Origin of the sequence: Streptococcus suis (assembly GCF_019794615.1) — a bacterium.
GTDB lineage: Bacteria > Bacillota > Bacilli > Lactobacillales > Streptococcaceae > Streptococcus > Streptococcus suis_AI.
Genome location: NZ_JAIMDU010000004.1, coordinates 1 through 20,727, shown reverse-complemented (window position 1 = coordinate 20,727; position 20,727 = coordinate 1). Strand labels below are relative to the sequence as shown.

At 39.8% G+C, this 20,727-nt stretch carries 23 protein-coding genes and 1 pseudogene; 21 read left to right on the top strand and 3 right to left on the bottom strand.

Features of this window, described 5'->3' with window-relative positions:
* Window positions 1-20 precede the first annotated feature (20 nt).
* The 10 genes from atpD (at window position 21) to K6V43_RS01930 (ending at window position 9,988) form a co-directional block, all read left to right on the top strand.
* The gene (atpD, locus tag K6V43_RS01975; protein WP_024392325.1) at window positions 21-1,427 is read left to right on the top strand and encodes a F0F1 ATP synthase subunit beta; all 1,407 of its coding nucleotides are present in this window, start codon (window positions 21-23) and stop codon (window positions 1,425-1,427) included.
* 9 nt (window positions 1,428-1,436) lie between these two features.
* Window positions 1,437-1,853 carry a F0F1 ATP synthase subunit epsilon gene (locus K6V43_RS01970; RefSeq protein WP_024392324.1) on the top strand — a complete coding sequence of 139 codons (417 nt, stop codon included), beginning with the start codon at window positions 1,437-1,439 and terminating at the stop codon, window positions 1,851-1,853.
* A gap of 59 nt (window positions 1,854-1,912) precedes the next feature.
* Window positions 1,913-2,140 (top strand): DUF1146 family protein, encoded by a 228-nt coding sequence (locus K6V43_RS01965; protein WP_171988707.1) that lies wholly within the window; start codon window positions 1,913-1,915, stop codon window positions 2,138-2,140.
* A 22-nt stretch (window positions 2,141-2,162) separates the two neighbouring features.
* Window positions 2,163-3,446: a UDP-N-acetylglucosamine 1-carboxyvinyltransferase gene (gene murA, locus K6V43_RS01960; protein ID WP_172038617.1), complete on the top strand. Its 1,284-nt coding sequence runs from the start codon at window positions 2,163-2,165 to the stop codon at window positions 3,444-3,446.
* Complete coding sequence (locus K6V43_RS01955) at window positions 3,439-3,630, top strand: DNA-directed RNA polymerase subunit beta (RefSeq protein WP_172085112.1); 192 nt, start codon at window positions 3,439-3,441, stop codon at window positions 3,628-3,630. The genes murA and K6V43_RS01955 overlap by 8 nt, the downstream gene beginning before the upstream one ends.
* 29 nt (window positions 3,631-3,659) lie before the next feature.
* The gene (locus K6V43_RS01950) at window positions 3,660-4,499 is read left to right on the top strand and encodes a DNA/RNA non-specific endonuclease (RefSeq protein WP_222381314.1); all 840 of its coding nucleotides are present in this window, start codon (window positions 3,660-3,662) and stop codon (window positions 4,497-4,499) included.
* Between the two features lie 514 nt (window positions 4,500-5,013).
* The gene (pheS, locus tag K6V43_RS01945) at window positions 5,014-6,057 is read left to right on the top strand and encodes a phenylalanine--tRNA ligase subunit alpha (RefSeq protein ID WP_024403151.1); all 1,044 of its coding nucleotides are present in this window, start codon (window positions 5,014-5,016) and stop codon (window positions 6,055-6,057) included.
* Window positions 6,058-6,479: 422 nt separating this feature from the next.
* Window positions 6,480-7,001 carry a GNAT family N-acetyltransferase gene (locus tag K6V43_RS01940; RefSeq protein ID WP_024397310.1) on the top strand — a complete coding sequence of 174 codons (522 nt, stop codon included), beginning with the start codon at window positions 6,480-6,482 and terminating at the stop codon, window positions 6,999-7,001.
* 1 nt (window position 7,002) lies between these two features.
* Window positions 7,003-9,402, top strand: coding sequence for a phenylalanine--tRNA ligase subunit beta (gene pheT / locus K6V43_RS01935; RefSeq protein ID WP_222381311.1), 2,400 nt, complete (start codon window positions 7,003-7,005; stop codon window positions 9,400-9,402).
* 313 nt (window positions 9,403-9,715) lie between these two features.
* Window positions 9,716-9,988, top strand: a complete 273-nt coding sequence (locus K6V43_RS01930; protein WP_222381309.1) for a DUF2087 domain-containing protein — start codon at window positions 9,716-9,718, stop codon at window positions 9,986-9,988.
* Window positions 9,989-10,109: 121 nt separating this feature from the next.
* Here K6V43_RS01930 and K6V43_RS01925 read toward each other — a convergent pair whose 3' ends face one another.
* Window positions 10,110-10,412, bottom strand: a complete 303-nt coding sequence (locus K6V43_RS01925; protein ID WP_029171211.1) for a hypothetical protein — start codon at window positions 10,410-10,412, stop codon at window positions 10,110-10,112.
* Between the two features lie 198 nt (window positions 10,413-10,610).
* Between K6V43_RS01925 and K6V43_RS01920 the strand changes: the two genes are divergently transcribed.
* Together K6V43_RS01920 and K6V43_RS01915 are read left to right on the top strand one after the other, a co-directional pair.
* Window positions 10,611-11,354 (top strand): polyphosphate polymerase domain-containing protein, encoded by a 744-nt coding sequence (locus K6V43_RS01920; RefSeq protein ID WP_160863592.1) that lies wholly within the window; start codon window positions 10,611-10,613, stop codon window positions 11,352-11,354.
* The gene (locus K6V43_RS01915; RefSeq protein WP_024392314.1) at window positions 11,341-12,018 is read left to right on the top strand and encodes a DUF4956 domain-containing protein; all 678 of its coding nucleotides are present in this window, start codon (window positions 11,341-11,343) and stop codon (window positions 12,016-12,018) included. Before K6V43_RS01920 ends, K6V43_RS01915 begins: the two co-directional genes overlap by 14 nt.
* A gap of 65 nt (window positions 12,019-12,083) precedes the next feature.
* Here K6V43_RS01915 and K6V43_RS01910 read toward each other — a convergent pair whose 3' ends face one another.
* A complete protein-coding gene (locus K6V43_RS01910; protein ID WP_222381306.1) occupies window positions 12,084-12,566 on the bottom strand; it encodes an NUDIX hydrolase in 483 nt (160 codons plus the stop codon).
* Between the two features lie 168 nt (window positions 12,567-12,734).
* Here K6V43_RS01910 and folE point away from each other — a divergent pair, with 168 nt between their 5' ends.
* The 7 genes from folE to K6V43_RS01875 all read left to right on the top strand — a co-directional run bounded on the left by folE (window position 12,735) and on the right by K6V43_RS01875 (window position 17,750).
* Window positions 12,735-13,298, top strand: a complete 564-nt coding sequence (gene folE / locus K6V43_RS01905) for a GTP cyclohydrolase I FolE (RefSeq protein ID WP_024392312.1) — start codon at window positions 12,735-12,737, stop codon at window positions 13,296-13,298.
* A gap of 8 nt (window positions 13,299-13,306) precedes the next feature.
* Entirely contained in the window at window positions 13,307-14,119 is an 813-nt protein-coding gene (folP, locus tag K6V43_RS01900) for a dihydropteroate synthase (protein WP_222381303.1), read from the top strand.
* Window positions 14,112-14,474 (top strand): dihydroneopterin aldolase, encoded by a 363-nt coding sequence (gene folB / locus K6V43_RS01895; protein ID WP_172085096.1) that lies wholly within the window; start codon window positions 14,112-14,114, stop codon window positions 14,472-14,474. The genes folP and folB overlap by 8 nt, the downstream gene beginning before the upstream one ends.
* Entirely contained in the window at window positions 14,471-14,971 is a 501-nt protein-coding gene (gene folK, locus K6V43_RS01890; RefSeq protein WP_222381299.1) for a 2-amino-4-hydroxy-6-hydroxymethyldihydropteridine diphosphokinase, read from the top strand. Before folB ends, folK begins: the two co-directional genes overlap by 4 nt.
* Complete coding sequence (locus tag K6V43_RS01885; RefSeq protein WP_222381296.1) at window positions 14,968-16,278, top strand: GntP family permease; 1,311 nt, start codon at window positions 14,968-14,970, stop codon at window positions 16,276-16,278. The genes folK and K6V43_RS01885 overlap by 4 nt, the downstream gene beginning before the upstream one ends.
* Before the next feature lie 34 nt (window positions 16,279-16,312).
* Complete coding sequence (locus tag K6V43_RS01880; protein WP_222381293.1) at window positions 16,313-16,582, top strand: zinc ribbon domain-containing protein; 270 nt, start codon at window positions 16,313-16,315, stop codon at window positions 16,580-16,582.
* Between the two features lie 130 nt (window positions 16,583-16,712).
* Window positions 16,713-17,750, top strand: a complete 1,038-nt coding sequence (locus tag K6V43_RS01875; RefSeq protein ID WP_222381290.1) for an NADH:flavin oxidoreductase/NADH oxidase — start codon at window positions 16,713-16,715, stop codon at window positions 17,748-17,750.
* Between the two features lie 526 nt (window positions 17,751-18,276).
* Here the strand turns inward: K6V43_RS01875 and K6V43_RS01870 are convergent.
* Window positions 18,277-19,731: a hypothetical protein gene (locus tag K6V43_RS01870; protein ID WP_172073197.1), complete on the bottom strand. Its 1,455-nt coding sequence runs from the start codon at window positions 19,729-19,731 to the stop codon at window positions 18,277-18,279.
* 300 nt (window positions 19,732-20,031) lie between these two features.
* Here K6V43_RS01870 and K6V43_RS01865 point away from each other — a divergent pair, with 300 nt between their 5' ends.
* Together K6V43_RS01865 and K6V43_RS01860 are read left to right on the top strand one after the other, a co-directional pair.
* On the top strand, window positions 20,032-20,325 hold the full coding sequence (locus tag K6V43_RS01865) for an RNA methyltransferase (protein ID WP_125265538.1): 294 nt from the start codon (window positions 20,032-20,034) through the stop codon (window positions 20,323-20,325).
* A gap of 296 nt (window positions 20,326-20,621) precedes the next feature.
* Window positions 20,622-20,727 (top strand): annotated as a pseudogene (locus K6V43_RS01860) (RNA methyltransferase); the annotation flags it as partial.

The window sequence follows — 20,727 nt, the reverse complement described above, 5'->3', positions numbered from 1 at the left end:
TTAGAAAAAGAGGAAATAGAATGAGTTCAGGTAAAATTACTCAGGTTGTTGGTCCTGTTGTAGACGTCGCGTTTGCAGCAGAAGATAAACTTCCTGAGATTAACAATGCACTTGTTGTATATAAAAATGATGATTCTAAACAAAAAGTTGTGCTAGAAGTTGCACTGGAGCTTGGTGACGGTGTTATTCGGACAATTGCTATGGAATCAACTGACGGTTTGACTCGTGGAATGGAAGTGCTTGACACAGGTCGTCCGATTTCAGTACCAGTTGGTAAAGAGACGCTGGGTCGTGTCTTTAACGTTTTAGGGGATACAATTGACCTTGAGGAACCGTTTCCGTCAGATTTTGAGCGTGAACCGATTCACAAAAAGGCTCCTTCTTTTGATGAATTATCGACTTCAAATGAAATTTTGGAAACCGGTATTAAAGTTATTGACCTTTTAGCTCCTTATCTTAAAGGTGGTAAAGTTGGACTTTTCGGTGGTGCCGGTGTTGGTAAGACAGTTCTTATCCAAGAATTGATTCATAACATCGCTCAAGAACATGGTGGTATTTCTGTATTTACTGGTGTTGGTGAGCGTACTCGTGAAGGGAACGACCTTTACTGGGAAATGAAAGAGTCTGGTGTTATTGAAAAAACAGCCATGGTCTTTGGTCAGATGAATGAGCCACCAGGTGCACGTATGCGTGTTGCCCTTACTGGTTTGACGATAGCTGAATATTTCCGTGATGTTGAAGGTCAAGACGTTCTCTTATTTATTGACAATATTTTCCGTTTCACTCAAGCAGGTTCAGAAGTGTCAGCCCTCTTGGGTCGTATGCCTTCAGCCGTTGGTTATCAGCCAACCCTTGCTACTGAGATGGGACAATTGCAAGAACGGATTACTTCAACTAAGAAGGGGTCTGTAACTTCTATTCAGGCGATTTACGTTCCTGCGGATGACTATACTGACCCTGCTCCAGCAACAGCGTTTGCCCATTTGGATTCTACAACCAACTTGGAGCGTAAGTTGACTCAATTAGGTATTTATCCAGCGGTTGATCCATTAGCATCATCTTCTCGTGCCTTGGCTCCTGAAGTTGTAGGTGAGGAGCACTATGCTGTAGCGATGGAAGTAAAACGTGTTCTTCAACGTTACCAAGAATTGCAAGATATTATTGCCATTCTCGGTATGGATGAATTGTCTGATGAGGAAAAGACTTTAGTTGGTCGCGCACGTCGAATTCAATTTTTCTTGTCTCAAAACTTTAACGTTGCTGAACAATTTACAGGTATGCCAGGTTCCTACGTTCCTGTTGCAGAAACCGTTAAAGGCTTTAAGGAAATTTTAGATGGTAAACACGATCATTTACCTGAAGATGCTTTCCGAAATGTTGGTTCAATTGAGGATGTAGTCGCTAAAGCTGCTAAAATGAAATACTAGAGGTGGCATATGGCACATATGACTGTTCAAGTAGTGACACCAGATGGAATAAAATATGATCACCATGCAGCCTTTGTTTTGGTTAAAACCAAAGAGGGGGAATTGGGGATTTATCCAGGTCACTTAGAATTGATTGCTGTTTTAGAAATTGATGAGATGAAAGTACGTCGTGTTGATGATGAAAACCACGTGGATTGGATTGCTGTCAATGGTGGTATCATCGAAATCAACAAAGATTTGATAACAATTGTCTCTGATTCTGCTGAGAGGGAACGAGACATTGATATTAGTCGAGCAGAACGGGCTAAATTGAGAGCGGAGCGTGAATTAGAAGAAGCTCAGAACGCTCGGAATATTGATATGGAAAAACGTGCTGCAGTTGCACTTCAGCGGGCAATCAACCGTATTCGTGTTGGTAAACATTGATAAAATTGGGATTGAACTTGGTTCAGTTCCTTTTTTCAATTTCATGGTATAATGGAGATATGATACAATCAATTTTACAATTTATTAGTCATCTACTCTTTATCTATATAAGTTATCATCTATTGATAACGACAGTAGATTGGGCACGATGGTTAAAGGTAACGGGAGATAATCAGCCAAAAATCAACATGCTGATATTATTTATTGCTATTGCATTAGGTTATTTAGTCTCAACTTTCTTTTTAGAGTTGTTACTAATTGGACGTTCTTTTGCAACTATGTCTTAATAGGTTAAGAAGAGGGAAGTGAATGGAAACAATCATTGTTAAAGGAAGTCAGGATGGATTAAAGGGTCAAGTTGAGATTGAGGGTGCAAAAAATGCAGTTCTACCCTTGTTAGCAGCGACAGTTTTGGCAAGTAAGGGTCAGACTCAGCTGACACAAGTACCGATTTTATCTGATGTGTTCACAATGAACAATGTTGTTCGTGGTTTGGGTGTTCGTGTAAAATTTGACGAGGAAACGAAGACAATTGATGTTGATGCGACTGGAAAATTAGGTAGTGAAACTCCCTATAAATATGTTAGTCAAATGCGTGCATCCATTGTCATTCTTGGTCCAATTTTAGCTCGTAATGGCTATGCGAAAGTATCTATGCCGGGTGGTTGTACAATCGGAAGTCGTCCAATTGATCTTCATTTGAAAGGTCTACAAGCGATGGGCGCAAGAATTAAGCAACGGGCTGGTTACATTGAAGCTAGTGCGGAGGCCTTGCAGGGTGCTCATATTTATCTTGATTTTCCAAGTGTCGGTGCGACACAAAATTTAATGATGGCTGCAACGCTTGCTCATGGTACGACTATACTTGAAAATGCTGCGCGCGAACCTGAAATCGTTGATTTGGCTATTTTTCTAAATAAGATGGGTGCGAATGTTAAGGGAGCAGGTACTGAGACAATTACCATTACGGGTGTAGAAGAATTGGTAGGAGCAGAGCATCAAGTTGTTCAAGACCGTATCGAAGCAGGTACATTTATGGTGGCTGCTGCTATGACTGGTGGAGATGTTTTGATTAAGGATGCTGTCTGGGAGCACAATCGTCCACTTATTTCTAAAATGGTAGAAATGGGAGTTGAAGTAACGGAAGAAGCAGAAGGGATTCGAGTGCGTTCACAAGTGGACAAACTCAAACCTGTAACAGTAAAAACCCTACCACACCCTGGCTTTCCGACCGACATGCAGGCCCAGTTTACAGCATTAATGGCAGTTGCAAAAGGTGAGTCAACCATGATTGAAACGGTGTTTGAAAATCGGTTCCAACACCTTGAAGAATTACGTCGGATGGATTTGCATTCGGAAATTTTACGTGATACGGCTATCATTTCTGGGGGACAACCCTTGCAAGGAGCTCAGGTAATGTCGACAGATTTACGGGCTAGTGCAGCCTTGATTTTAGCTGGATTAGTTGCGGAAGGGGAAACAATTGTAGGAAAACTAACGCACTTAGATCGAGGTTACTATCGTTTTCATGAGAAATTAGCTGCTTTAGGTGCAACGATTGAACGTGTCAGTGGAGAAGGTGAAAATGGATAAGGAAAATCTTGGCTATGTAGGTAAAAATTTACTCTTAGTAGTGATTATTTTGCTGCTAGCACTAATAATATTTGCCTTTGGACTGATGATTGGATACGGTGTCATAGGTGATGGGGACAATATGTTTTCAATTTTATCAGTAGAAAAATGGCAGGAATTCATTTCTAAATTTACTGGAAAGTAGGCTAGCCCTACTTTTTTAATGGGGATTTTATGGCGAAGAAAAATGTAAAAAAACAAGCAATGAGTCTGCTCAGCTTACTGGCTACGGTTGTTGTAGCAGCAGGCGGCTATCTTTTAAGCGATAACAAGAGCAGTAACCTTGCTGATTATTCCTATTATGTCAATCAGTCTAAGGCAAGTGAAGGCACACCTAGTCAGGAACTGGCTAGTTCGGTATTGACAGAAGATGTAAAAAAGCAACTGGGGAATTCGATTGAATGGAATGGCGCTGGAGCATTTATTATTAACGGGAATCAGACGGATTTAGATGCATCGGTTGCCAGTGTTCCTTATGGTGATAATAAGACAAAAACAGTCCAGGGAGAAACGGTTCCAACAGTAGCCAATGCGCTTTTAGCCAAATCTACACGTCAGTATAAGGACCGTGAAGAAACAGGAAATGGTCGGACTTCTTGGACACCTGCGGGTTGGCATCAGGTCCATGATTTAACTGGAGAATATGACCATGCAGTGGACCGTGGTCACCTCCTAGGTTATGCTTTGATTGGTGGATTGTCTGGCTTTGATGCTTCAACCAGCAATCCTAAGAATATTGCAGTTCAAACAGCTTGGTCCAACCAAGCCAACGATCAAACTTCAACTGGGCAGAATTATTTTGAAAGTCAGATTCGGCGGGCCTTGGATAAAAATAAGCGTGTCCGCTATCGTGTGACTTTGGTGTATGCTGAGAGTGAAGACCTTGTTCCTGTCGGAAGCCATCTAGAGTCAAAAGCAGCAGATGGTAGCCTAGAGTTCAATGTGTTCGTTCCAAATGTTCAGAGCGGTCTCAGTATCAACTATCGTAGTGGGGAAATTACGGTGAATGAGTAACACGACAAACGCATGAAGAAAAAATCGTTTTCAGATAACGTTTTTTCATAAAAAAGTTATATTTTCATCATGAAATTTTGATATAATGTAGGTGAAAACGAGGATAAATCAAAGCAATTATGTAAATATCGTGAAAATATTTTTAAAAAAATGCATGTAGCTAGAAAACAGTTACATGCATTTTCTTCATGCGTACGGCGTGGAATGAGTAAAGAAATCAATTGCCAAAAACTCTTATTTTTGATAAAATATTTTTAATTGAATAGAAGTCTGTGAGACTAGTACACCTATGGAAACTGTCCAGGGAGTTGAGCCGTGACTGCAAGCTCAATCAGTGAAAGTTGGTCGAATTCACTCACACAAGGACTTAGAACCTTTATTCACTAATATAAGTACTTCACTTGTGAAGACTGGTTCTTAGAAGCAAGGTCTGCCTAGCAGATGAAAACGGATGGTACCGCGTGACAACGCTCCGATACGAGTGGTGTCATGCGTTTTTTTTATTGGAGGAATTATGTCAAACATTGAACAACAGTTGGCTGAATTAAGCCAAACTACACTTGAAAAGTTAAAAGAAATCCAGCACCAAGGAGAAAAAGAACTTCAAGACCTGCGTGTCGCGGTTTTGGGTAAAAAAGGGTCCTTGACTGACTTGTTGAAAGGTTTGAAAGACCTGTCTAACGAAATGAAACCAATCGTTGGTAAGCAAGTCAATGAAGTGCGTGATGTGCTGACGGCTGCCTTTGAAGAGACCGCTCAGAAGGTTGCAGCCGCAAAAATTCAACAGCAATTAGCTTCAGAAACCATTGATGTAACCTTGCCAGGTCGTCAGGTTAAGGTCGGAAAACGCCATGTCTTGACTCAAACTTCTGAAGAAATCGAAGATATTTTCTTGGGTATGGGATTCCAAATCGTTGACGGATTTGAAGTGGAAAAAGATTACTACAATTTTGAGCGCATGAATTTGCCAAAAGATCACCCAGCACGTGATATGCAGGATACCTTCTACATCACAGAAGAAATCCTTATGCGGACCCATACGTCGCCTGTTCAGGCGCGTACAATGGACCAACATGATTTCTCAAAAGGTGCCTTGAAGATGATCTCGCCAGGACGTGTTTTCCGTCGTGATACGGACGATGCGACCCACAGCCACCAGTTCCACCAGATTGAAGGCTTGGTAGTCGGTGAAAATGTATCTATGGGGGATCTCAAAGGTACGCTTGAAATGATTATCAAGAAAATGTTTGGTGAAGAACGTCAAATTCGTCTGCGTCCATCTTACTTCCCGTTCACTGAGCCTTCTGTTGAGGTGGATGTTTCCTGTTTCAAATGCGGTGGTGACGGCTGTAACGTATGTAAGAAAACAGGCTGGATTGAAATCCTCGGTGCAGGTATGGTCCACCCACAAGTATTGGAAATGAGTGGCATTGATTCAACCAAGTACTCTGGCTTTGCCTTTGGTCTTGGTCAGGAACGCATTGCCATGCTCCGTTACGGTATCAACGATATTCGTGGATTCTATCAAGGCGATGTACGATTCTCGGAGCAGTTTTAACGTAGCACTACTTAAGGCTGACAAAGTCAGCTCTTAAGTAGACGGGAATCGCTATTCTGCGACTTCCCTAGCTACCTTACTAGGATTTCAAGCAAAAAATATCGTTTTGCTTGAAATCCGTCGTAATCCGATAAAGTTAGTAGATCGTTGATTGAGAGAAGCGGTAGCTGCTCTAGCGGTCTACCTACTCCCCTCACTAGTTCTAAGGTTTAAAAAGTATCGTTTTCAACCTTGAACCGTCGTAACTCCGCAGGAGTGAGTAGACAGAAATCGCTATTCTGTGATTTTCCTAGCTACCTTACTAGGATTTCAAGCAAAAAATATCGTTTTGCTTGAAATCCGTCGTAACTCCGTAGGAGTAAGTAGAAGGGAATCGCCATTAGGCGACTTTCCTAGCCCAGTTAGAAATGAGAGGCAATGAGATGCAGATTGATCCTATACGTTTAGAAGAGGTTTCCGCTTTGCAGGAGCTGGCTAAACAGACTTTTGCAGAGACCTTTGCTCACGATAATGACCCAAATGAACTGGAGGCATTCTTCGAGGAAGCTTATTCCTTGGAGGTCTTGACTAGTGAGTTATCGGATTCCAACTGCCAGCACTATTTTCTAAGAGTAGATCATCAGATAGCTGGTTATCTCAAGCTTAACCAGGGTCCTGCTCAGACAGAACAGGAGCTGGAAAATGCCTTTGAAATCCAGCGTATCTATCTCTTAAAGGCCTATCAAGGTCAGGGGTTGGGTAAGAAACTTTTTGAGTTTGCTTTGGAAAAAGCAGAGCAGTCAAGCTGTGATTGGGTCTGGCTGGGAGTTTGGGAACATAATTACAAAGCTCAGAAATTCTATTCCAAATACGGATTTGAAAAATTTGGCCAGCATGAATTTGCGGTCGGTGATAAGATAGATGTGGATTGGCTACTAAAACGGCCTTTGCACCAGAAAGGATAATATGTTAGTAAGTTACAAATGGTTAAAAGAACTCGTTGACTTTGATGCGACAAGCCATGACTTGTCTGAAAAAATGTCAACAACAGGGATTGAGGTAGAAGGGGTTGAGCAAAAGAGTGCTGGACTGTCTAAGTTGGTTGTTGGTCAGGTTGTGTCTGCTGAGTCCATTCCAGATACCCACCTCAATATCTGTCAGGTCAATGTCGGTGAGGAAGTCACGCAAATCGTTTGCGGTGCTCCAAATGTCAAACCAGGTATCAAGGTGATTGTCGCTCTACCAGGTGCGCGTATCGCTGGCAACTACAAGATCAAGAAAGGCAAAATCCGCGGAGTTGAGTCCTTGGGGATGCTCTGCTCATTGAGCGAAATCGGTGTGTCCGACTCAGTGGTGCCAAAAGTCTATGCGGACGGAATCTACCACCTGCCTGAAGATGCAGTCGTAGGTGAGCCAATCTTTTCATACCTGGACCTCGACGACGAGATTATCGAGCTGTCTATCACACCAAACCGTGCTGATGCCCTTTCTATGCGTGGCGTGGCTCATGAAGTGGCCGCTATCTATGACAGCAAGGTCAACTTCAAGCCTGTGACCTTGGAGGAAAGCGACAAGAAGGCCAGCGATGTGATTGAAGTGGCCATTGAGTCAGACAAGGTGACTGCCTACACGGCTCGTGTCATTGAAAATGTGACTATTGCACCGAGCCCACAGTGGTTGCAAAACCTGCTCATGAACGCAGGTATCCGCCCGCTCAACAACGTGGTGGACATCACTAACTACATCTTGCTCTACTTCGGTCAGCCAATGCATGCCTTTGACTTTGACAAGTTTGACGGCAAGAAAATCGTGGCTCGTCAGGCAAAAGAGGGTGAAAACTTGGTAACACTTGACGGCGAAGAGCGTGACTTGATTGCTGATGACATTGTCATTTCCGTTGGGGACAAGGCAGTTGCCCTTGGTGGTGTCATGGGTGGTGCCAACACAGAGATTGACAACAACTCTAAGACGGTTGTGCTGGAAGCGGCTCTCTTTGACGGCAAGTCTATCCGCAAGACCTCAGGTCGCCTCAACCTTCGCTCTGAGTCCTCTTCTCGCTTTGAAAAAGGCATCAACGTAGCAACTTTGACGGAGGCTATGGACACAGCAGCTGCTATGATTGCAGAACTGGCTGGCGGTCAGGTCTTGTCTGGTATCGTTTCTGAGGGTAGCGTGGACACTTCGGATGTCCCAGTCACAGCGACCATTGATTACGTTAACCGCTCGCTCGGGACCAATCTGGACTATGCCCAAATCGCAGACATTTTCCGTCGTTTAGGTATGGAAACAACTGGCGATGTAAGTCAGTTTACAGTAGCAGTACCGCGTCGTCGTTGGGACATTCGCATCCCAGCGGACTTGGTAGAGGAAATCGCACGTATTTATGGCTATAATAATCTGCCGACCACTCTTCCCAAAGAGGATGGAACAGCAGGTGAGTTGACCCTGACCCAGAACATCCGTCGCCAAGTGCGTAGCCTGGCAGAAGGTGCAGGACTGACAGAAATCATTTCCTATGCCCTGACAACACCTGAAAAGGCAGTGGAGTTTGCGGCTCGTCCTATCACAGTCACCGAACTCATGTGGCCGATGACTGTTGACCGTTCTGCCCTTCGTCAGAACATGGTGTCTGGTATGCTTGACACAGTTGCCTACAACGTGGCTCGTAAGAACAAGAACTTGGCCCTCTACGAAATCGGTAAAATCTTTGAACAGTCTGGCAATCCAAAAGAAGACCTGCCACAAGAAATCAACAAGTTCGCCCTTGTCTTGACTGGCTTGGTAGCTGAGAAAGACTTCCAGACACCTGCTGTACCAGTTGATTTCTTCCATGCCAAAGGTATCTTGGAAGCTATCTTTGGCCACTACAAGTTGGCAGTTGACTTTGTGGCGACTAGTGAGATTGCTACCCTGCACCCAGGTCGGACAGCTGAAATTCATTTGAATGGGGCGGTAATCGGCTTTGTCGGTCAGGTACACCCTCAAACGGCTAAGGATTACGGTATTCCTGAGACTTACGTGGCTGAAATCAATCTGGATGCGATTGAAGAAGCCCTCCAGCCTGCTCAGCCATTTACGGAAATCTCCAAATTCCCAGCGGTTAGCCGTGATATTGCCCTACTTTTGAGCAGTGATGTCAAGCATCAGGATGTCCTGGATGCTATTGCCGGTGCTGGTGTCAAACGCTTGACTAAGGTGACCCTCTTTGACGTTTACGCGGGTAGCAATATTGAGGCTGGTAAGAAGTCTATGGCTTATAACCTGACCTTCCAAAATCCTGCGGATAGCCTGACGGATGAGGAAGTGGCTAAGTACATGGAGAAAATCAGTAAGGCTTTGGTTGAGCTTGGTGCTGAGATTCGTTAAATTTTAGTCTTCCATTTTATCTTTTATTACTTCGACGTATGAGGAAACTCCGTTTCCTTATCTCCAACTTCAATTAATCTGAAATTATTTGAACTCGCTCTGTCGTACTAATCAGCTGTGACTTGCTATCGCAAGTAGTATTTCCAGCCTTGCACAGACGGTTGGTCTGTGCAAGCTACCTGCAGCTTTTGATGCGTCGCTCTATTTCTCACCTCCAAAGGTTTCCTAAACCTTTGGAGCTAGTACTAAAAGCAAACTGTAAGACTATACTACTAAATCCTAGTCTGCGGGCTGGGATTTTTGGGAGGGTGATATGGGTACTCAAGATATTCAAGAAAAATTTTTCCGAGAAGGCAGGCTTATCGTTATTCCTAAAAAATTAAAGAGTAAGCAGGTCTTGTTTGCCTATTTACAGGAAGAATTGGCTAAGAAAGGCTCAACATTCACTGAAAAAGAGGTTAATGCCTTTCTAGCTGAGTTTTATGATGACTATGCAATTTTAAGACGCTACTTGGTAGACTATGGCTACTTATCGCGTGATCAGTATGGTTTGGAATACAGAATAGAAGAAAAGAGAGATGATTGAGGTCATCTCTTTTGTCTTATACTCTTCGAAAATCAAAATTATCCGTTGTCAACTTGCCTTGATGAACACTAGTTCTATCTTCGCCTTCGTTTCCTAGGCTACTTTTGATTTTCATTGAGTATTACAAAATAAAAGGTTCAATCTTCAACTCTATCTGGTTGCCATACTTGGCTAGTAAATCGTCTGCCAGGGGATGATAGAGTGCTCGTAGTTGTTCAATCTTGTCAGGGAATTGCTTGCCAATGTAGTCAAACTTGCATTCGATGGTTAAGAAAAGTTGGTGGAAGAGTTCGTTAATCTCATTCAAGCGGGCAATCATTTCTTCGTCTTCTTTGAGAAAATCAGGAATTTCTGAGCGATTGTTGACAAAACCGTCGATGAGTTTTACGGGGAAAGAGCCGTATTCTAGGACAAATTCGTACATGGGTTTCTCCTTGCCTTACTATTGATAGGACTATTGTAGCACAGCTTTTCATGTGACAAAAGAATTTGACCTTCCTTCAGTTTAAGTTTTGTTTAATGCTATTTTCAGTTTTGTTTAAAGCTTGGTCGGTAAACTATATCTTGTAAACAAGACAAGAACCTGTCAAGATTCAACATTTAGGATAGAAGAGGCATAGCAATGAAAACAAGAATCGTACAAAAGCAATTTAAACGTAAAGAAACCAAATATATTGTTGATATGGATGTATTTGCAGAGTTTGAGAAAGAACTTCGTCAACACATGACCGAAGATGAATTTGCGACATCAACGATTACGAATATTTACTTTGACAATGAAGATTTTGATATGATTCAAGATTCTCTTGCTAAGAAAAATGGACGTGAAAAAATTCGTATGCGTGTGTATGATGAAATTCCATCAGAAACGAGTCAAGCCTTTTTGGAAATCAAGAAAAAAGAAAATAAAATTGGCTATAAATACCGTCTAACATCTAATCCAGTATCTGTTACAAATTACATTGAAAATGGTATTATTGATGCAACTATCAAAGATGAAAAAGTAACATCAGAACTGGAACAGTTGAGAAAACGTTATGGTATCATCAAACCTAAAATGTATATTTATTATGATCGCGTATCATATAAGGGTATTGAGGACAAAAAAGTTCGCTTAACCATTGATAAAAACCTTTTATATCGTGACTATAATGTCAATGTAATGGTAGGGAAATTTGGTAAGGCCTTGCTAGATCCTAAAAAGGTTATCATGGAAATCAAAGTTCCAGAGGAACGTCCAGATTGGTTGGTTGCCTTGTTGGAAAAATACAATATCGAAAAACAATCGTTTTCAAAATATGGCAATGCTTATAGGCTAGCCCACGACATCGTAGAAGAGGAAGTCATTCATCATGCAGCTGTTTAATAGTATCTTTTCAACAGCCAATAGTAGTATCACCCTAGTCCAGATGGTTCTGGTATTCGGAGTCAGTCTATCCATGGGGGTACTCTTAGCGGCTGTTTACAAATATAAATCGAATTATACAAAGGAATTCGTTATCACTCTAAGTCTCATGCCGGCCTTGATTGCTGTAATCATTGCATTAGTTAATGGGAACCTAGGTGCAGGAGTTGCGGTAGCGGGGACCTTTAGTCTAATTAAATTCCGCTCGGCAGCAGGTTCATCAAAAGAAATGCTTGCAGTTTTGCTGGCGATGGCAATTGGTCTTGCAACAGGAATGGGCTTCCTTGGTTTAGCCGTATTTACAACAGTCATCTTATCAGCTTGTATCTTAATTTTTGAAAATATCAATTTTGCTCAAGTCAATCAAAATCGTCGTCATCTCTTAGTGACAGTCCCTATGGATTTCAATTATGATCAGTTTTTTGAAAATCAATTTGGTAAGTCTTGTAAGCAGTCTGATTTATTATCCCTTAAATACAAAAAGAAAAAAGAAGCACTTGTTTTAGAATATCAAGTCCTTCTTGATAAGAAAATTACAGATAAGCGTTTGGTAGATACAGTTTTAGCAGCGGGTCCGCTGGATGTTGTATTAAACAAACAAATGCCTAAGAAGAAATTCTTATAATACAGAAAACCTTGGTTTGTGTGTACCAAGGTTTTTTCTATTTTGAAATAGAAAAATGGGATAGCCTACTCACCATAAAAATCGACACTATAGTCGACGAGTGTGTCTCCATCATATTGAAAACTTGCAGAGAAGAAGGGGCGATTTTCCAGAAGCCACTGTTGAAAATGACGGTCGCCTTCCCAAGTCGGCTTTGTTAAAACCTGATCGTAGGGAACCCATTCCAAATCGCCTTCATTACACTCAATAATTGTTCCTTCAAAGCCAGTAATTTTAAAAACATAGGTGTACCAATCACAATTAGGGGTGAAATCTGGAAAGGTGATAATTCCTTTTAAGGCATGCTTTGTGACAGTTAGGCCTGTCTCCTCAAAGACTTCACGAATGGCGCAGGCTTGAGGGGTTTCGCCTGGTTCAAGTTTGCCACCCACCCCAATCCACTTCCCTTCATGGACGTCATTTTCTTTCTTATTTCGATGAAGGAGGAGAAATTCCTTGCCATTATCAATGTAACAAATTGTCGCTAATTGGACTGATTTCTTAGTCATAGAGGGCTCCTTGTAAATGAATGATTCCATTATACCACAAAGGAGAATTGAGAGAAATCTTTGGGAGGTTTTCTGATTGGGTACAGTCTTGAAATTGAGAAGATGTAAGGTCTTTTCTGAAAATCTAATTTAGGGTATAATAAAGAATCAAATGATTTAGGATGTATTATGTCAAAACAAGAACAAATCGAACAAACTATTTACCAATTATTGGAATTATTGGGTGAAGATCCAAACCGTGAAGGTCTACTTGATACACCGAAACGGGTAGCAAAGATGTACTTGGAAATGTTTAATGGGCTAAAAGAGGATCCAAAAGACCAGTTTACAGCCGTTTTTTCAGAAGGTCATGAAGAGGTTGTTTTGGTGAAGGATATTCCTTTCCACTCCATGTGTGAGCACCACTTGGTGCCTTTTTATGGGATTGCTCATGTAGCCTATATTCCTAGCAAGGGCCGTGTAACTGGTCTGAGTAAGCTAGCGCGTGCAGTGGAGGTGGCAAGCCGACGCCCTCAATTGCAGGAACGCTTAACTCATCAAGTGGCTCATGCCCTTCAAGATGCCCTTGAGCCAGAAGGTGTATTTGTTATGGTTGAAGCGGAACATATGTGCATGAGTATGCGTGGTATACGCAAGCCAGGTAGTAAGACAGTGACAACAGTTGCTCTAGGAAAATATAAAGAAGATGCTGTTTTGCGCAGAGAACTCTTGTCGATGATTCACAATAAATAGGAGGTTCTATGTCTATTGAACAATTAGCCCATCAAGTATCAATTATGGGAATACTCAATGTGACACCGGATTCTTTTTCGGATGGTGGTACCTATAATGAAATCGAGTCTGCTCTAGCCCAAGTTGAAAAGATGTTGTCAGAAGGTGCGACTGTCATCGATGTTGGAGGGGAGTCCACTCGACCTGCTGCAACATTTGTGTCTGAAGAAGATGAGATCGCACGAGTGGTTCCGATTATCCGCGCAATTAAAGAAAAATACGATTGTTTGGTCAGCATTGACACCTATAAAACGAGCACGGCTCGTGCAGCCTTAGAAGCGGGTGCTGATATCTTGAATGATGTATGGGCTGGCCTTTATGATGGAAATATGTTGGCTTTAGCCGCAGAGTATAAAGTACCAATCATTCTCATGCACAATCAAAAAGAAGAAGTCTATGACGATATTGTAGGAGAAGTAAAAAACTTTCTGGTGGAGCGTGTGCAAGCAGCCTTAGAGGCTGGAGTTGCAGCAGATAACATTTGGTTGGATCCTGGATTTGGTTTTTCAAAAAATGTCCAACATAATTTGGACCTCCTGCACGGATTGAACCAAATTACCAGTCTTGGCTACCCAGTATTGTTTGGTATTTCTCGCAAACGGGTGGTTGATTACCTAATGGGTGGAAATAGTTTACCTGTTGACCGTGATCAAGCAACAGCAGCTCTGTCTGCATGGGCAGTGCAAAAGGGATGCAAAATGCTCCGTGTTCATAATGTAGCAGCCAACAGAGATATTGTAAAAGTTTGGGCTCAGTTAACTGGAGGAGGGCAGAATGGATAAAATTTCGCTGAAAAAATGTCGATTTTATGGCTATCATGGGGCCTTTAAGGAAGAACAGGTCCTTGGTCAAATTTTCACTGTAGACTGTGATTTGTTTGTTGACCTAACTGCGGCCTCAAAAACTGACAATTTAGAAGATACAGTTCACTATGGTATGGTCTTTGAAACCATTAAAGCAGTCGTGGAGGGAAAGCCTTATCTTCTCATTGAAAAGGTGGCAGGTGTCATTTGCCAAGAAATTTTCAATCAGTTTCCAAAAGTGGAAAAGATTCGTTTGGCCATTTACAAGGAAAATCCACCAATTGCGGGCCATTATGATGCAGTTGGGATTGAATTGGAGCGTGAGCGACCATGAAACATCAGGCCTATCTGAGCATTGGGAGCAATATGGGGGACAGACTGGCTTATTTGCAAGCCGCTTTGGAGCAATTAGACAACCATCCAGACTGCCAACTTGGTTTGGTTTCCCCCATTTATGAAACTCCAGCTTGGGGAAAGACAGATCAAGCAGATTTCCTAAATTTAGTATGTTCGGTATATACCAATTTACCAGCAGAAGATTTTCTCAGTGTTTGCCAGGAAATCGAACTGGCCCTAGACAGAGTAAGAATTGAAAAATGGGGTCAACGAACCATTGATTTGGATATCGTGTTCTGGAATAAGGAAATGATTCAGGAGGAGAAATTAATCGTTCCTCACCCCTATGCCCATGAGCGTGGCTTTGTACTTAAGCCACTTTCTGATATAGCGATAGATTATCGCCACCCTGGTTTAAACAAGACAGTTGGAGAATTGTTAAGAGATATAGGGGAACAAAATGAGATAAGGAGATACGTTTTAGGAGATTTATGACAATTTTAGCGACTTTAGGAGTGTTATTGGCTATTATTGCCATTATTTATTGGACATCAAAGAACTTACATGTGATTATTGCTGCCCCTCTTGCTAGTTTAATGATTATCTTAACAAACCAAATGAATGTTTTGGAAGTCATGTTGGGCAAAGAGCAGTCTTATATGGCTGGTTTAGCTGGTTTTTTAATCAATAATTTTGCTATTTTTATGTTAGGGTCTATTTTAGCCCGGTATATGGAAGCAAGTGGAGCTACGCAGACGATCGCTAATAGTATTTTAAAAGTGATGGGCAAAGATAGTCCTTATAAAGGTTTGTTGGCTATTACATTGATTGCTTCTATTTTAACCTATGGTGGCGTGAGTATCTTTGTAGTGATTTTTACTTTACTCCCTTTGTCTCGCCCCCTTTTTAAGGAATTAAATATTAACTGGGCCCTTTTCCCGCTACCTGTCTTTTTGGGAGCAGGGACCTACACAATGACTACTTTACCTGGTGCCCCCTCGATTCAAAATGTTATTCCAACAAAGGTATTAGGAACCAGTTTGACAGCGGCACCAGTGATCAGTTTGGCAGCTAGTTTAACACTATTGGTATTCGGAATGCTCTATATGGCCTACTGTTTAAAGAAAAGTCTAGCAAATGGAGAAACTTATACAGAGGAAGAGGATGAAACTGCAGTAGCTTTAGCTGATAAGGCACCCAATCTGTTTTTATCAGTTTTGCCGTTATTGAGTTTGATTGGAACGATTTTCCTTATGAACCAAACTCCCAATGTCTTAGCAATTGGATTACTTGTCTCTATCATCCTATCAGCCTTGATTTTCTTTCCATACTTACCAAACCAAAAAGAGATGTTAAATACTGCAACGATAGCATCTGTTATACCAGCATTTGCGACATCTAGCACTGTAGCTTTTGGGACTGTGTTAACCCTGTCTGCTGGATTTGCTGTTATACAAGAATGGATTCAACAAATTCCTGGCTCCCCATTGATTAGTTTGTCTGTATCGACAGCATTGGTTAGTGGTATTATTGGCTCTTCATCAGGGGCTGTTGGTATCGCCTCCAGTCACTTTTTGCCTACTTATATGGAAATGGGTATCAATCCAGAATTGCTTCATCGTGTGGTAGTTGTTGCGTCAGCTATCTTGACAGTAGTGCCTCAGTCTGGTGTGATGATTACCTTCCATAATCTATCAAGACTAAGTATGAAACGTGGGCTTAAGTATTCGTTTATTCTGGTGACAGTAGGTCATATTTTAGCTTTGTTGGTTATCTTGCTATTAGCTCCTATTTTTTATTAAAAATAGAATCCTTAAAAGAAGGGAAGTATTGATTATGGAAAAATTTTGTCAATCTTGTTCTATGCCGCTTGAATTGCATGGTCAAGATGTCCGCGGAAGTGAAAAAGATGGGAGTCGATCACAGATTTATTGCTCCTATTGCTATGTAAATGGTGCATTTGTTGAACCTGATATTACATTTGAACAAATGGTAAATAAGGGGAAAACAGCGATTGCCAACGGGCAAGGTAATGCCCTTGTTAAATTCTTTATGAAGGCGAGTTATCCTATGATGTTGAAAAAAACGCAACGTTGGAAAGCTTAATTTTTTGCTCCTTGTGTATTTCAAGGAGTTTTTCTATTTCATTTTCCAACGTTTTCGAGAATCGTGGTATACTATTAATTAATTAAAGTTAGTGATTTTCATTTAGTATTAGCATTTAAAGGAGGTTCTTATGTCTTTACTCTTATCACCAGTTGAAATTGCAGGTTTGTCATTAAAGAATCGTGTGGTTATGCCACCTATGTGCATGTACGAGGTTAAAAATGAGGATGGCTTGCCAACGGCTTTTCATCATGTTCATTATGGGGCGCGTGCGATTGGTGGAGTTGGACTCATTATCCAAGAGGCTACTGCTGTAGAACCAGATGGGCGCTTGTCCAATCGTGATTTGGGAATATGGTCTGATTGTCAAGGTAGGGCCTTAGCGGACTTAGTAAGGGAGTTGAAAGCATTTGGAAGTAAAGTTGGAATTCAGCTTAGCCATGGTGGGCGAAAAGCTGCTGATGCTATACAGCCAATCGGCCCAAGTGCTGTACGGTACAGTGAAGAATACCAAGTACCAAAAGAAATGACCTTAGACGATATTCAACGTGTTCAGTCAGCTTTTGTATCTGCTGCTCGACGAGCTCAAGAAGCTGGTTACGATCTGATTGAGATACACGGTGCACATGGTTACCTGGTAAATGAGTTTTTAGAGCCCTTAACTAACCTACGTTCGGATGAATATGGCGGAACTTTAGAAAATCGTTTCCGGTTTCTGAGGGAGATTGTTGAAGGAGTTAAATCAGCATTTAATGGACCAATTTGGGTACGTTTATCAGCAACAGCTTATGATGAAACAGGAACACAAAATACTCTTCAAGATTACCAACAAATTGCCAAATGGCTAGAGGAACTTGGAGTGGCTTGTTTAGATATTTCTACGGGTGGTTTGATGGATGTGAAGCCCAATATCCCTATTTATGGAGGCTATCAAGCTACATTTTCAGCACAAATCAAACAAGCAGTCTCCATTCCAGTAACAGCAGTTGGTTTGTTACATCATCCAGAGTTAGGTGAGTATCTATTGCAAACAGGACAAGCCGATCTCATTCAAGTGGGACGTGGTTTAATTCGGAATGTCAATTGGTTGGTTGATGCAGCAGAGACACTACACGATCATGATTTTCAGGTCTATAACAACTCCTACAAACGAGGACAGGTGAGGTGATTTCCTGGTATATTAAGAGACAACTTGTCTATGTCTCCAAGCTAAAAAGCATTATTATGGATTCAACAATTTCTAAATAAACAATTATCAGCTATCTACCTTTGTGGATGGCTTTTTTGATTCTCCCATTTCTTCTCAGTTTATGGTACAATAGAAAAGATACAGTTTAAGCTTTTAAAACATTAAAATAATTGACTATTTAGTTCGGCTCAATTGTTTTATAGAAACAACACAAGGACTTCAAACCCTTGCTAGGAAAGGATTTATACTACATGGCAATTATTCAATGGTTGAATAATTACCATGGTGTGAGAGACAAAGTAAATTGACGATAAAATAGAGTTGCTAACCATGTAAAGCCTTGATTAATAAGGCTTTTTATAATTTTTAATACAATTCTATTTTTTATGATATTTTTCTTTGCTATGCAATAATGTGCAATGATAATCAAAATTTGCCCAAAATTCTGCCCAATTGGAGATTAAAATAAAAGATGTATTGTAAATTGCAATACATCATACTTAACCTAATCAATAAATTTATTAATTATATACTTTTTATAATCTATTTTTTTCCATCGATCAAGTATTATTTTTTCAATGGTAGTGCTTTTAGTTCTCGAAGAGAGAAGGTCGTTATAGATAGCTATCCTAGTTTTGCTGCCAAATGGTTGTAGAGAAATCATTTTCATTCCCATTTCACTGAAATTTTGCTTAGGAGTTGTTGATTGAATTTTGTCACAATAAATGAATTGGTCCATAATTTTTAATATTATTAAAGTTTGCCACGTTATCATTTTTGAAAGTATGTACTTCTTGTCCTTACTTTGAATAATGCACTCATTAATCAATTGTCTTCTAATCCTACTTTTATTTTTATGAGATTTGATAAACGGTAGTTTTAAATGACAAAAAATTTCCTCATCTAAGGCAATTGACATGGATTTTTCTAGTGCAGGAGTTAGAATACCAGAGAAGAAACGATGAATATAATAACGATTGCCAAACTCATTAAAATAGTAATTCAATGTCCGGTCAGTTAATTGTACTGATTTTTTTATTTCAAGAATGAGATTGTTGACAGCTAGATTGATCTGTTCTTTAAAAAAATTTTTTATGGTCTCGTCAGTAATGTTTGATAGGATTCGTGAACCAAGCAACTCCGTAATTTTCCCTTTTTTTATTACAAATTCAAGTCTATAAATTCTATAACCATGATTTTTAATATTCTCTAAATGATTGTCCGATTGTGCCTTGGCTGTTTTATCATATAAAACTATCGAATAGTTGTATCCTAACTTTGCTGAAATGATGTGATGTTCAAATGGATCGTCATCTATTCCCACATACCTTGATTTATTTGGTTGTTCAACTTTTGAGAAGATTCTTAGTAGAAGTAGTCTTGTCTGATATGAAATTTTTTCTAATGTAGAAAAGGTGTAAGCAATCTCAATTCCTTGAATTATGATATCTTCTTCTGTTGGATGGATAATGTCAATATTTGAAAAGAGAGTAATACAGGTTAATACGTTTTTCAATCTTGACATTATTTGTTTCATTGTAGAAGTTTTTACATTCAAATCACCTACAATTAGTCGAACGAAACAATTACATTTCATATCAAAATTTGGGTTATTAAAACTAAAAATGATTTTCCCAAAAGTTGGAGATAGTATTTCAATTTCTTTTATTCTGCCATCTTTATTATAAGATGAATTGATATCTAATTCAAAAAAGTTCTCAGCAATAGTTGTAGTCGTAATACTATCTACGTTTGTCACTTCCGTCTCAAATTTTATGTCAATTCCATCTATACCTAAAAATCCTGGATTTTCTTGAAAACATTGTTTTATTATTTGGTCATTCCTAGTGTATTTTTCTGAATTTCTATAAATCATTGTTAACTCTTTTCTTTTCTCAAATAATATTATGACAGAATATGACATCGTAAAGAGTATTTTTGCCGATTTTAAGTAAATCATCAAATTATTCTAAATTATTATTTGTTTCTCATTATAAAATGTAATTCGTTACAGTTACTGTCAAACGCCAAAGCGAAAATTAAGTACAGAGACAGCCATTAAAGCCAAGCGATTATAAAAAATTGGCATTCCTGACGCTAATGCTTTGGATTTGTTTGTGCTGCGTAGAATATATAATTCATTACGTAGATCATAAATAAAATTCTACGCTTTCTTTCGTATTGCTTAATTGGTTCGATTTTCAATTTCTGATGGCCTTTTTCCCATCAGATAATTAATAATCTTGAGACTGTTGCACTATTGTCCAAACTTGATGTTGAGCATCATATAAACATTGAAATTGATGAGGAAGATTTTAGGTCCATTAATAAAAAAAACGCAACATATCCAGAGATAAAAGAATATGTTTTGAAAATGTTTGGTTTTAAAGTTTCAAGTCTGTACATTGCACAAGTAAAACGCAAGTATGATTTAATTGAACGAGAAAATTATAATATATCTAGAAAAGCAGATGGCGACCAACATGTCACAAATTGTCCAAAAGAAAAAGAAGAAACAATCAAAGATGCACTGAGATATTTCGGTATGATATAATTAAATTTTTGGTATAGGCATTTGTAATCTAAAGAGATATTATAGAAATGACAACATAAAAAATATGATTCTATTTAAATAAGAACAGTGTTATTTTTATATTCTATCTAATTGTTATCTGAAATTTATTCAATAACCAAAGTTTCAATATTGTCAAATCCTCTCTAACAAATTATTCTTTTGCTATCGATAATTAAATTAATATCCGCAATTGAATTTTATGTAATTTATATGTACTTGGAGCAATACTCCACTTTGGTATAAAGCTGTATGTTTCTTTTTCTATAACCTCAATCCACGTCGAGACGGTAGCATTATTGTCCAAACTTAATGTCGATAAGCATATAAGTGTTGAAGTAGAGCTAGATGAACTTGATTTGACAAGTGCGGAGAGCAAAGCTA